The sequence below is a fragment of the Citromicrobium bathyomarinum genome, assembly GCF_021021475.1.
Taxonomy (GTDB): Bacteria; Pseudomonadota; Alphaproteobacteria; order Sphingomonadales; family Sphingomonadaceae; genus Alteriqipengyuania; species Alteriqipengyuania bathyomarina.
Genome location: NZ_JAINWL010000001.1, coordinates 444,495 through 456,906, shown reverse-complemented (window position 1 = coordinate 456,906; position 12,412 = coordinate 444,495). Strand labels below are relative to the sequence as shown.

The window sequence follows — 12,412 nt, the reverse complement described above, 5'->3', positions numbered from 1 at the left end:
GTGGTGGCCGTTTGCGCTAACCCAGAAACTCGCGCAGCAGGTCTATCGCCCGCTCGGGGTGGGTCATCAGGAACAGGTGGCCTGCGCCTTCGAACACTTCCAGCCGGGCATCGGGAATCGCACCGGCGAGCAGCCTGCCATTGGCGAGTGGCACGATCGGATCGTTCTCTCCCATCATCACCAGCACCGGCTTGTCGAGGAAGGGGAGGGCAGGCAGCGAGGTCCACCCGGCCAGCGCCATCAGCTGATAGAAATAGCCGGTGCTGCTGGGCGCGGTGATATTGCCGATGGAATGGCGCGCGCGCCTTGTCTCGTCCGCATTCTCCAGCGCCATCAGGTATTCGCTGCGCAGCATGGCGTTGATGCCAGAGAAGGGATCGGCCATCTGCGCCAGCATCGCCGGGTCGCCCGGGATCATCAGCATGCCTGGGGAGGTCGCGGCCAGCACCACGCGCCGTACGCGGCTGGTGTATTGCAGGGCAAATTGCTGCGCCATCGCGCCGCCCCAGCTCATCCCCATCACATCGACCGTCTCAAGCCCGAAGCGCTTCAGCACGCCTGCGGCGGTCGAACTCATGGTAAAGGGATTATACGGCAGCACCGGATCGGGCGATTCCCCCGTGCCCGGCATGTCGAACATGATAAAACCCCGGTCGGTCAGCGTTTCCGCCAAGGGAGCGACCGCTTCGATGTTCGCGCCGATCCCGTTGAAGAACAGCAGCGGGGGGTGCGCGCAGGGCGCATCGAGCCGCCAGCGCGCCACCCGCAGCTCAATCCCGTCAACCGTCTCGAACGATACATCCGCGCTCAACGGGCCGCCCGGCTTGCCCCGCAGGTGCTTGCTCGGCTGACTGCGCGCGGCACCGCCAAACAGGCCCCAGCCAGGCAGGCGCAGGTCCATGTCGGTAAAGCGCATCATTCTTCAAGGCCTTGAAAGTTATAAACAAAAATCGAAAAAGACGCCGTTTTTCGACGCTTCGCGCAGCCTGCAAAGGCGGTTTTTCCCTCTCGGGAGCGCAGTGATGGCGCTTGCTGCGCCGCAACACAAGCACGCGGCGTCTGTTGGCCCTTCATGGGCCGCCAAAACCGGCTTTAACCTGCCGCTAACCCCGATGGTTAATCCTTCTCCAGCCGGTTTCAGGCATAGGATTCAGGATGCAGCAGGGTACGCGTACGGAAAGACGGGCATTGGCAGCGGTGCGATCGCCTGAAGGCGACGCGACCGCTAGCGAGCGCCGTCGCAGCGGCCTGCCCACCAAAAGCAACGAAGCCGATGCTTTCGCGCGCGCGCGAGGGCTGAGCCTGAGCGACGACGCACCCGCGCTGCCCTCGCAATGGCCCGTGCTGGGCGCAATGGCTCTGGCAGGCGCGCTGGGCAACGGATTGATTGCCCAATCCTATCCGCCGATCACCTCGCTGGTCGCAGTGCTTCTTTCGGCGTTGCTTTTCTCCCTCTCCCGGCTCGTTCGCGACACAGGCAGGGTTCGGCGCCTGTCGGTGACCACCGCCTTCGGCCTGATCCCGCACCTGCTGGTCGGCTATGCCTATGCCGAATGGATGTTCCATGGAGGCCTGCCGCTGGGCTTCGGGATCGCTACGCTGATCCTTGCGGGAAGTATGGCCGCGGTGTTCCTTGCGGGGCGGCCGTTCCCGATGCTGTTCGTCAAGATCGGGATCTGGCTACCGATCGCGGTTCACTCCGTCGCCTATGACGATTACATGGCCGTGGTTGCGCTTCCGCTCGCGATCCTTGTCGCGGTGGGCATCGCCCTGTTTCAGGAACGCTACGACCGGCGCAGCGAGGAAGAGCGGCAGGCGGAAGAGCGCAGCCGCAATCGCTCGATCGACATCCTGCGCGATTATGAGGCGACCGGGCAGGGCTGGTTCTGGGAAACCGACAAGCATGGGCGGATCGTCTACATCTCCGAAGTCTTTGCCGAGCGCTATGGCTTCGATCACGAAGATCTGCTGGGTAAGGTGTTTACCAGCGTGTTCGAGGTCGATCCCAGCGACCGCGACGCCGAACGCACGATCAAGTTCCACTTCACGGCCCACTCCCCGTTCCACGAACTGCCGGTCAGGGGCGAGGGGCGCGCTGGCGATGGCACGGTGTGGTGGTCGGTCAATGGTCGGCCGATCTTCGATTCGTTCGAGAATTTCTGCGGCTTCCGCGGCTCGGGCACCGATCTGACCGAGCGTCGGCGTAGCGCCGAGCACGCCTCTCGCCTGGCGCTTTACGATTCGCTGACCGGGCTCGCCAACCGCCACGCGCTCAGCCAGGCGCTGTCCAAGCTGCTGACCCACCGCAATCCGGCCCAGCGGGTCTGCTCGATCCTGATGCTCGACCTCGACCGGTTCAAGCACGTCAACGACACCTTCGGCCATCCGACAGGCGATGCCCTGCTCAACCAGGTCGCGCGGCGGCTGGAAAAGGTGGTCGGCGATCTCGGCACGGTCGGCCGGATCGGCGGTGACGAGTTCCAGGTGCTGATCCCGAAGCGCTGCGAAAAGGCGCGCCTCGAACAGCTGGGCAACGATATCATCCACTCGCTCTCGCAGCCCTATTCGATCGATGGCAACCGTGCCGTCATCGGCGCGTCGGTCGGGATTGCAATCGCGCCGGAGCATGGCGGCACCAGCGAGCGGCTGGTCCGCAGCGCGGATCTTGCGCTGTATGCGGCAAAGGACGCTGGCCGCGGGCGCTATCGTGTGTTCTCCGACGATCTCCACGTCGCCGCGCGCGAGCGTAACCAGCTGGAAGAAGAGCTGCGGCTGGCGATCGACACCGGCGGCCTGCAATTGCATTACCAGCCGGTGGTCAACACGGCGACCGAAGAGATCAGCGGGTTCGAGGCGCTGATGCGCTGGAACCATCCCAAGCAGGGCTGGATCAGCCCGGAAAAATTCGTCCCCGTGGCCGAAGATGCGGGGCTGATCGTGGCGATGGGCGAATGGGCCATCCGCCAGGCCTGCAGCGATCTGGCTCGCTGGCCGAAATCGGTGCGCTGCGCGGTCAACGTGTCGCCGCTGCAGTTTGCCGATCCGGCGCTGCCCGGGGTGATTGCCGACGCCATTGCGAAGGCGGGCATCTGCCCCTCGCGTTTGGAGCTGGAGATTACCGAGAGCGTGTTCCTCGACGACAGCGAGGGTACCGATGCGACCTTCGCCGCGCTCAAGGCGGTCGGCGTGCGGCTGGCGCTCGACGATTTCGGAACCGGCTATTCCTCGCTCGGCTATCTGAAGAACGCGCCGTTCGACAAGATCAAGATCGATCAGGGCTTCGTGCGCGGGGCGACCATGCCGGGCAGCCGCAATGGCGCGATCATCGCGGCGATCTCCAGCCTTGCCAATGCGCTGGGAATGGACACCACCGCCGAAGGGGTCGAAACGCTCGACGAGCTAGAGCTGATCAGGATGCACGGATGCAGCCACATCCAGGGCTATATCTATTCCAAGCCGCTCTCCACTGCAGAGGCCGATGCGCGGCTGGAAGAAGGGCTGAAGGCCCGCCCCAGCGGCCCGCGCGCCGCGCGCGAGCCGCGCCAGGCGATGCTGCGCCGGGTGGTGCTGCAGCACGGCGAGGATTTCTACAATGGCACGATCCGCAATATCTCGTCGCAGGGCGCGCTGATCGAAGGTCTGTGGAACGTGCCCGAGGGCACGGTTTTCCGTGTCGCGCTGAGCGAGCGGCTGGCGGTCGATGCGGAGGTGCGCTGGTGTGCGGAGAACCGCATCGGTGTGCGCTTCGCCCAGCGTCTGCGGCGCGACCAGCGCGGCCAGTTCGATCTTCCGGCTCCCGAGGTCGAGCGCTCGATCCAGCGCGAACAGCGGCGCTCGGCCTGAGGGCGCACTCAATTGCCGCTGTCCTACACGGGACAGATCGTGCATGCCCTCAAACATGCTGACAGGCGCGGCGCGCGTGTCTATTGCGACGCGGTAATGACTGACCTTTCCAAGATCCGCAATTTCAGCATCATCGCCCATATCGACCATGGCAAGTCCACGCTCGCCGACCGGCTGATCCAGCTCACCGGCGGGCTGACCGAGCGCGAGATGAGCGAGCAGCTGCTCGACAACATGGATATCGAGCGTGAGCGGGGCATCACCATCAAGGCGCAGACCGTGCGCCTCAGCTACACCGCCAATGATGGCGAGACCTATCAGCTCAACCTGATGGACACGCCCGGCCATGTCGACTTCGCCTACGAGGTCTCCCGCAGCCTCGCCGCGTGCGAGGGCGCGCTGCTGGTGGTCGACGCGGCGCAGGGGGTCGAGGCGCAGACGCTCGCCAATGTCTACCAGTCGATCGAGCACGACCACGAAATCCTGCCTGTTATCAACAAGATAGACCTGCCCGCCGCCGAGCCGGAACGCGTAGCCGAGGAGATCGAGGAGATCGTCGGCATCCAGGCCACCGGCACCTGGCAAAACGGCGGCGCGGTGCTCACCAGCGCCAAGTCCGGCATCGGCGTCGAGGACGTGCTCGAAGCGATCGTCGCGCGCATCCCGCCGCCCACGGGCGACCGCGACGCGCCGCTGACCGCCAGCCTGGTCGATTCCTGGTACGACCCCTATCTCGGCGTCGTCATCCTCGTGCGCGTGATCGACGGCGTCCTCAAGAAGGGCCTCAACGTCACATTCATGCAGGGCGGCACGCAGCACCTGATCGACCGTGTGGGCGCCTTCACCCCCAAGCGCATCGACCTGGCGGAGATCGGCCCGGGCGAGATCGGCTTCATCACCGCGCAGATCAAGGAGGTGGAGCAGGCCCGCGTCGGCGACACCATCACCACGGTCAAGAACGGCGCCACCAAGGCGCTGCCCGGCTATCGCGAGCCGCAGCCGGTGGTGTTCTGCGGCCTGTTCCCGGTCGACGCCGCCGATTTCGACAAGCTGCGCGAGAGCATCGCGCGCCTGCGCCTGAACGATGCGAGCTTCACCTTCGAGACGGAAAGCTCCGCCGCGCTGGGCTTCGGCTTCCGCTGCGGCTTCCTCGGCCTGCTGCACCTCGAGATCATCCAGGAACGGCTCAGCCGCGAATACGACCTCGACCTGATCACCACCGCACCATCGGTCGTCTACCGCATCCACCTCGGCAAATCGAAGACCGAGGATGCCAAGGTGATCGAGCTGCACAATCCCGCCGACTATCCCGACCCCAACCGGATCGAGGTGATCGAGGAACCGTGGATCAAGGCGGTGATCTACACCCCCGACGAATACCTGGGCAGCATCCTCAAGCTGTGTCAGGACCGGCGCGGCATCCAGACCGACCTCACATACGTGGGCGGCCGCGCACAGGTGACCTACGAGCTGCCGCTGAACGAGGTGGTGTTCGACTTCTACGACCGGCTGAAGAGCATCAGCCGCGGCTATGCCAGCTTCGATTACGAGCAGATCGGCCTGCGCGAGGGCGACCTCGTGAAGATGAACATCCTCGTCAACAACGAGCCGGTCGATGCCCTATCGCTGATCGTCCACCGCGGCGTCGCCGAAGAGCGCGGCCGCGGCATGTGCGAGCGCCTGAAAGACCTGATCCCGCGCCACCTGTTCAAGATCCCGATCCAGGCCGCGATCGGCGGCAAGGTGATCGCCCGCGAAACCATCGCCGCCCTGCGCAAGGACGTGACCGCCAAATGCTACGGCGGCGACATCAGCCGCAAGAAGAAGCTGCTGGAGAAGCAGAAGAAAGGGAAGGCGCGGATGCGGGAATATGGCAACGTGAGCATTCCGCAGGAGGCGTTTATTGCGGCGCTGCGTATGGGGGAGGAGTGATCCCTAAAGCCCCCTCCTTTTCAGAGGAGGGGGTTGGGGGTGGTGCCTTGGCACAGATCGAGCCTGCCGGCTCGCAACCACCCCTCAATCCCCTCCTTTGAAAAGGGGGGGGAGGAATAGGCGGGGCGAAGCCCCTACGCGCCTAACGCAGGCGCTTTCGTAGAAAGCGACAAGTTAGAAGCCGGTGCGCGCAGCGCATCGCGCATTCCGGCCAGTGGGTCCGTCCTGAGCTTGTCGAAGGGCGGAACCCGACTGACGTCACGCGGCGCATGGAGCGTTTGCGTCAGCAAACGCGGAACGGCGCGGGACGGGGGAAGCAAGGAAGGGGCCGCGTTGTCGATAATTTTATGAGGATTTCGTCTCACAGCCACTGTACTTGATTGATCAGGCGCTTAGCCTTCGCGGGTGTGTGGAGGCATAATCATTCTGTGCATACGGAAATTCAGAGAACTTCCATTTCGCGCTCGTTCGGCGATATATCTCATCTCAACGATTGCGATTGAATTCATTTCACTCTGGAGCTAGATTGAATACTGCTTACGCGATTGAGCAATGGCCTGCTCGGTCTGGCGCTTCGCCGGACCTCACTAGATTGGCCGGTTTTATGGCACCGAAAGACAGCAGCGCGCTGTCTCCCGGCAAGCCGGTCGCTCCGCTAGACAGCGCGCTGCTGTCTTTCGGTGCTTAGGTAAGCCCTTATTTATGATAGACGAGTTCGCGGACGCTCTGGATCCATCAAAGGTCCACGTGTTGAGTCCGACGCAATTCGTATTCCTCTGCGGAGGAAGAATGACGGACTTGGGGGTTCAGCCGCCAGTTTCGCTCCGTGACGCTTTCTATAAGATCGTTGAGTTTGAACCACTCAAGGGGGCGGGCGTCGTTCGTGCTGAAGATATAGAAGCTCTTCATATAGCGCGCGCCAATTATTCTGACCTATTATCCTTCGAATTAGATCTCGCTCAATTAGCGAAATTGACCGTAATATTCTCGGAGAGTCATGGAAGCTTGGCTGAGCTTGGAGCATTTTGCCTGATTCCCGAAATCGCTAAGAGAATGCTCGTTTTGATTAGGAGTGACCATTACGAAGAATCGTCTTTTATCAGGCTTGGAATTGTTGATTTTATGAATGAGAAATATGGAGAGCTTAGCCATTTTGTAATGGATAAGGCTGGCCTCTCTCTATCAGGCTCGAGCGTTACGGAGGTAACGGTCAACGAATTGCAGAAAATGCTCTCCAATCCAGTGACGTTGAGAATTTCAGAGATTGAAAATCCAACCACATTCAATGCTGAGCTTGCTGGACATCGAATTAAGCTTGTCGTTGGCCTCATTCAGGAATTCGGTGCGCTAACCCCAGAGGAAATATCGACCCTGCTGTTAGCTTTCGAGCTGGACGTTTCGCCGCGGGAAATTGACCGCTATCTCCTTTGTGCTGAGGCGGTTGGTTGGGTGGTCCGGAAACGGAAAGGATTTCGGAATTTTGCAGCTGCTCGAGATCTTCCGCGAGATTCTGCGAATTTTCGTTTTAAGCCAGAGACGACTGATCGTACCGCTTCACGGCGTAGGGCGGCGAGGAGGTCAATGCTGAAAGACAGTGATCCTGAGAGATTCGCTGCAATCCTCGACGGTATGGGAATCGCACATGGGTAGCCTATACGACTTATTGAAGCGTGAGACGGCGCTTCCTGACCGGGATTTGCAAAAGATCATTGCCACTGCGCCGGCGCGATACAAAACATACAAAATTCCTAAGAGGAACAGCGAAAAAATGCGAGTTATCTCGCAGCCTGCTAAAGAAGTAAAATTGATGCAGCGCGTTCTGATGCGTGAATTTCTAAGTAATTTTCCAATACACAAGGCGGCTACCGCATACAAATCTGGCTCATCAATCAGGGACAATGCGGCCGCTCATGTCGGGCGAGGGCCCATATTGAAATTCGATTTCAAGGACTTTTTTCCCTCAATAACTGAAAACGATTGGAGGAAGTACGCGGAGGGGCGGGGTATTGCGGAATTAGATATTGAGATATCGACGAAGATATTTTTTAAGAAAGAGTTTAACAGGAGTCTGCTTAGGCTATCTATAGGTGCGCCTTCTTCGCCAATTCTTTCTAACATCCTTATGTTTGGAATTGATGAGAGGATTTCGGCGGAAATAGCGAGTGATGAGGTGTCTTACACGCGTTATGCGGATGACATAACATTTTCAGCCCCGAGAACTGGATATTTCAATGGATTAGAGCGGCACCTCAGGATGATACTTAGAGAAATAGAGTACCCGGCGCTAAAAATAAATTCCGAAAAAACGGTCTATGCGACGTCGAAGTTCCGCCGGCAGGTAACTGGCCTAGTACTCACCAACGACGGTCAAATCTCAGTTGGAAGAGATAGGAAGCGGAATTTATTCGCAGCGGTTCACCATGCTCTCAACGGCAGGCTCAATGACGAGCAGATCGAAGAGGTTCTTGGTTTGATTGCTTTTGTATCCTCTATAGAACATGATTTTAAGGACAGGCTTGAAAAAAAGTATGGTCCGGAGGTCGTCAGGAGGCTCTATAGATGCAAACAGAACTGAGGTTGCTTTGATGCTTGGTCGCCTTGGCGAGTTATTGGTACTGGTCTAGCGGTCCGAAGTACGCCGAATTCGACGCTTCCTCACTCCCACCCCTCATCCTTCAACCCGCGCCACTTGGGGTTCTCCTCCGGCTTTTCTTCCTCGGGCACACGGCACCGCCACCCCAACGGAGGCAGCGCCCGCTCCTCCCAGTCATCCCCGTCGTCCTCATCCTCTCCCGCATCGTACTTCGGATGCTCCGGGTCCTCCCACCAGCGGTAGCCTGCGGCCTCGTCCTCGGCCTCGATGGCCTTGAAGGCGTCCCAGGCCGCGCGGGCGCGGGGGCTCATGGAGTCGAGGCGGCGCTGGTGGAGCGCTTGCAGCTTGGTCTCGAGCGCTTCGTACACGCGGGCCTCGCCGCCCTGCGCGCGCTCGCGTTCGTACTCCTCGCGCCATTGCTTCTTGAGCCGCTTCAGCTCCATCTGGCCGACCGCGTTGAGGCCTTTTGCGCGCCCCTCCGTAAAGCGATCGGGCGCGCGGTTGCGGAGCATGAACATCAGCAGGCGGTCGTTATAGGTGGTCCGCGTGCCGACCAGCTTGCCGTAGGAGTAGACGGGCACGTCGACACCGTTGAGCGCGCGGTCCATCGCCACATCCTCGATCCGCTGCACGCCGAGGTCGATCGCCGCCTGCCATGCCGCGCGAAAGCTCTCCGCGCCCCGCTGGCGGCGCAGGTGGTAGGCGCCGGCCTGGCTCATGTTGACCGCCTTGCACGCGGCGTGGACGGAGCCCGTATCGGCGAGCGCGGCGATGAAGCGGCGCTGGCGATCTTCGGTCCAGCCATCGTGGCGGTCGGTCTGGCGGGGGACGGGGGTGAAGTCGGGCAGCTCGCCAGCAGGCACGGGCAGGCGCTGCTCGCGGTTGTCGGCTTTGCGGGTCATGGCCGGAAGCTCATGGGCGGCGGTCCTTGCGCGGCGGGGCGGGCGCAAGGCTATGCCCCGGCCGCGCGGCTGTAGGACAGCGATTTTCCGCGCCGCGCGGGTGCTGCGTGGCGGGGGGGAGCGGGCTGGCCGCGTCCGCCTAGAACCAGGCGCGCACGCCGAGGAGGACCTTGAAACCGTCCGGATCCTCGCCCCCCGCGCGCGCGAGGTCCGCCGTCTCGCCCAGCTTGGCCTCGTATTCGACGCCGATATAGGGCGCGAATTCGCGGGCGATCTCGTAGCGCAGGCGCAGCCCCGGCTCGACCTTGGTGACGCCTGCGCCGATGTCGCGCTCGGGAATGTCCTGCGCGGCGAACTCCGCCTCGATCCGGGGCTGGAGGATCAGGCGTTGCGTGATCTTCTGGTCGTATTCCGCCTCGATCCGCGCGGTCAGGTCGCCCCGGTCGGAAAGGAACAGCGCGCCGTCGACGTGGAACATGTAGGGCGCCAGCCCCGCCACGCCGAGCACCAGGTGCGTGCGGCTGTCCGGCTCGGGATCGAAGCGCACACCCGCCTGCAGATCGAAGAACGGCCCGATCGCGCGGCTGTAGAGCGCCTGGATCTCGGCATCCTCCACCGCGCCGCCGAACTCGCCTTCGCCCTCGGTCTTGAGCACGAAGCGGTTGAGGTCGCCGCCGTACCAGGCTTGTGCGTCCCACAGGTAGCCGCTCTCGCCCCCGTCGGTGGGAATGCGTGCCTCGAGCCGCTCGACCAGCACCATGCCGGTGGTCATGCCGCCATTCCCGCGGGCGAGTTCCCTGCGCGCGGGCGCCATTGCGTCCTCGCCCCAGATCGCATCGGCGGCATGGCGCGGCCCCTCCAGCGCACGCGCGGGGATGGCGCTTTCGGGGGCCGCGCCCGGCGCGGACTTGTCGGTCATCGCTCCGTGAGAGCCATGGTCCATGCCCGCCATGCCATCGTCCATCGCCGGGGTCGGTTCGCTCTCTTCCTGCTTGCCGCACTGTTCGGGCGGCAGATGGCCCATCGCGCAGTGATCCATCTCGGGCGCGGGCTCGCTCTTGCTGCCATGGCCCGAATGGTCCTGCGCGGCGAGCGGAGCGGGCAGCAGCACGGCCCCGGCGAGAAGCATCGCGCGGATCATGCGCCGTCTCCTGTGGGGAACGGGCGCACCGTGACCACCTGCATCATGCCGGCGTGCATGTGGTAGAGCAGGTGGCAGTGGAAGGCCCAGTCGCCCGGCTCGTTGGCGGTCAGGTCGAAGGTCGCGGTGCCGCCCGGCTGGACGATCACCGTGTGCTTCAGCGGCTGGTGCATATGGTCCGCGCCGTTGACCAGTTCGAAGAAATGGCCGTGCAGGTGGATGGGGTGCGCCATCATCGTGTCGTTGACCAGCGTCACGCGCACCCGTTCGTCGAACCCGAAGCGGATCGGATCGTCGGTGACGGCGGTGAACTTCTTGCCGTCGAAGCTCCACATGTAGCGTTCCATGTTGCCGGTGAGATGGATCTGCATCTCCCGGTCCACCTCGCGATGCGGATTCATCCGCTTGGCCTTGAGGTCGGTGTAGCGCAGCACGCGGTGCTTGAGCTTGTCGAGGCCGAGGCCGGGGAAGTCCATCCGGTCCATCGGCATGGGCGAGACCATGTCGAGCCCCGGGCCGACCTTCACGTCGGCCGGCAGGGTGGAGGTATCGCGCATGGAGTGGTCCATGTCTTCCATCCCGGCCATGCCGCCGTGGTCCATCATGCCCATGTCGGCCATGGTCAGCGTTACCGGCTCACGCAGCGCGGGCGGCGTGGCCCTGTGCCCCGCGTGGCTGGTCAGGCTGGCGACGCCCATGCCGCTGCGGTCCATCGCCTCGGCCACGATCGCGTGGCTGCCGTCGGGCGGGCTGACGATCACGTCGTAGGTTTCCGCGACGCCGATCTGGAACTCGTCCACCTCGACCTCGGCGACGTCCTGCCCGTCGGCGGCGATCACCGTCATCGGCACGCCGGGAATGCGCACGTTGAAGAACGTCATCGCCGATCCGTTGATGACCCGCAGGCGCACCCGCTCGCCCGCACGGAACGCGAATTGCAGATCGTCCGCCGGCCCGTGGCCGTTGATGAGGAAGGTATAGGTGCTGCCCGTCACATCGGAGATGTCGCGCGGGTTCATCCGCATCCGGCCCCACATGCGGCGCATTTCCCCGGACATTTCGCCCTCGGTCGCGGTCTGCATCTGGTAGTTGAAGTAGTGCTCGCCCACCTTGAGCTTGCGCATGATCTCGTGCGGATGGATCGGGGTGAACTCGCTCAGCAGCACGACGTAATCGCGGTCGTAGCGCGGGTCCGGATCGGCGCTTTCGACCACGATCGGGCCGTAGTGCCCCGCCTGCTCCTGCAGGCCCGAGTGCGAGTGCCACCAGTAGGTGCCGCTCTGGCGGATCGGGAATTCGTAGGTGAAGCGCTCGCCCGGGCGGATACCGGGGAAGCTGACGCCGGGCACGCCGTCGAACTGGAACGGCACCAGCAGGCCGTGCCAGTGGATCGAGCTGTCCTCGGCCAGATTGTTGGTCACGTGAAGGCGCACGTTCTGGCCTTCGCGCAGGCGGATCAGCGGCCCGGGCACGCTGCCATTGACCGCGACCGCGTGGCCCGAGCGGCCGCCGGTCATGAAGTGATGATCGCCGATGGTAAGGTCGATGTCCTCACCCGAAAGCTCGCCGAAGCCGTTCTGCGCGCGGCTCAGCGAGGCACCGCGTGCCCAGGCGGGCACGGGCAGGGCGCTTGCGGCGGCGAGCGCGACGGTGCTGCGGATAAGGTGGCGGCGGGAAAGGGATGCCATTGGTGGGGCCTGCGAAAGAGTGAGCCTGAGGCGAAGTCTATATATACCCCCACGGGGTATTTCAATCGAGGACCGTGCGTGCTTCGCTTCGCACGCCGCGCTGTCCTACACGGCTGTCTTTGCCTAGGTTGCCCGCCGCTCTTTCAAATCGTCGATCTGCGTGTTTCGCGCGCGCCTGCCCGTTGGACGATCGCGCGCAACCAACCGGCCATCTTCGTGGCGCATGGGGAGGGACTGGTTTTGCCCCTAGGACTGTGTGTCAGGTGTGTCAGGTAGCCTGCACGCGCGTTTGCGCGTTGCCCGGCAGGAAGGT

General features: G+C 62.9%; 9 protein-coding genes. 5 read left to right on the top strand and 4 right to left on the bottom strand.

The features are described 5' to 3' along the window. Positions 1-16: 16 nt before the first annotated feature. Positions 17-919, bottom strand: a complete 903-nt coding sequence (locus K7H93_RS02255; protein WP_230782251.1) for an alpha/beta fold hydrolase — start codon at positions 917-919, stop codon at positions 17-19. On the opposite strand from K7H93_RS02255, the gene K7H93_RS02250 reads away from it, so the two are divergent. The 5 genes from K7H93_RS02250 (at position 900) to K7H93_RS02230 (ending at position 8,350) form a co-directional block, all read left to right on the top strand. Then, a complete protein-coding gene (locus K7H93_RS02250) occupies positions 900-1,211 on the top strand; it encodes a hypothetical protein (protein WP_230782249.1) in 312 nt (103 codons plus the stop codon). The genes K7H93_RS02255 and K7H93_RS02250 overlap by 20 nt on opposite strands. After that, entirely contained in the window at positions 1,198-3,843 is a 2,646-nt protein-coding gene (locus tag K7H93_RS02245) for an EAL domain-containing protein (RefSeq protein WP_230782248.1), read from the top strand. The genes K7H93_RS02250 and K7H93_RS02245 overlap by 14 nt, the downstream gene beginning before the upstream one ends. A 96-nt stretch (positions 3,844-3,939) precedes the next feature. Continuing rightward, positions 3,940-5,775, top strand: coding sequence for a translation elongation factor 4 (gene lepA / locus K7H93_RS02240; RefSeq protein ID WP_230782245.1), 1,836 nt, complete (start codon positions 3,940-3,942; stop codon positions 5,773-5,775). A gap of 702 nt (positions 5,776-6,477) precedes the next feature. After that, the gene (locus tag K7H93_RS02235; RefSeq protein WP_230782243.1) at positions 6,478-7,425 is read left to right on the top strand and encodes a retron St85 family effector protein; all 948 of its coding nucleotides are present in this window, start codon (positions 6,478-6,480) and stop codon (positions 7,423-7,425) included. Next, positions 7,418-8,350, top strand: coding sequence for a retron St85 family RNA-directed DNA polymerase (locus tag K7H93_RS02230; RefSeq protein WP_230782241.1), 933 nt, complete (start codon positions 7,418-7,420; stop codon positions 8,348-8,350). The genes K7H93_RS02235 and K7H93_RS02230 overlap by 8 nt, the downstream gene beginning before the upstream one ends. An 80-nt stretch (positions 8,351-8,430) precedes the next feature. Here K7H93_RS02230 and K7H93_RS02225 read toward each other — a convergent pair whose 3' ends face one another. The 3 genes from K7H93_RS02225 to K7H93_RS02215 all read right to left on the bottom strand — a co-directional run bounded on the left by K7H93_RS02225 (position 8,431) and on the right by K7H93_RS02215 (position 12,099). Further along, on the bottom strand, positions 8,431-9,270 hold the full coding sequence (locus tag K7H93_RS02225) for a hypothetical protein (RefSeq protein WP_230782238.1): 840 nt from the start codon (positions 9,268-9,270) through the stop codon (positions 8,431-8,433). A gap of 139 nt (positions 9,271-9,409) precedes the next feature. Then, positions 9,410-10,411, bottom strand: coding sequence for a copper resistance protein B (locus K7H93_RS02220; RefSeq protein WP_230782237.1), 1,002 nt, complete (start codon positions 10,409-10,411; stop codon positions 9,410-9,412). After that, positions 10,408-12,099 (bottom strand): copper resistance system multicopper oxidase, encoded by a 1,692-nt coding sequence (locus K7H93_RS02215; protein WP_230782236.1) that lies wholly within the window; start codon positions 12,097-12,099, stop codon positions 10,408-10,410. Before K7H93_RS02215 ends, K7H93_RS02220 begins: the two co-directional genes overlap by 4 nt. Positions 12,100-12,412: the final 313 nt, after the last annotated feature.

Bases quoted from the DNA above. Each gene is read 5' to 3' on its own strand.
- K7H93_RS02255 (WP_230782251.1), bottom strand. From the start codon at position 919: ATGATGCGCTTTACCGACATGGACCTGCGCCTGCCTGGCTGGGGCCTG.
- K7H93_RS02235 (WP_230782243.1), top strand. From the start codon at position 6,478: ATGATAGACGAGTTCGCGGACGCTCTGGATCCATCAAAGGTCCACGTG.
- lepA (WP_230782245.1), top strand. From the start codon at position 3,940: ATGACTGACCTTTCCAAGATCCGCAATTTCAGCATCATCGCCCATATC.
- K7H93_RS02250 (WP_230782249.1), top strand. From the start codon at position 900: ATGTCGGTAAAGCGCATCATTCTTCAAGGCCTTGAAAGTTATAAACAA.
- K7H93_RS02220 (WP_230782237.1), bottom strand. From the start codon at position 10,411: ATGATCCGCGCGATGCTTCTCGCCGGGGCCGTGCTGCTGCCCGCTCCG.
- K7H93_RS02215 (WP_230782236.1), bottom strand. From the start codon at position 12,099: ATGGCATCCCTTTCCCGCCGCCACCTTATCCGCAGCACCGTCGCGCTC.
- K7H93_RS02225 (WP_230782238.1), bottom strand. From the start codon at position 9,270: ATGACCCGCAAAGCCGACAACCGCGAGCAGCGCCTGCCCGTGCCTGCT.
- K7H93_RS02230 (WP_230782241.1), top strand. From the start codon at position 7,418: ATGGGTAGCCTATACGACTTATTGAAGCGTGAGACGGCGCTTCCTGAC.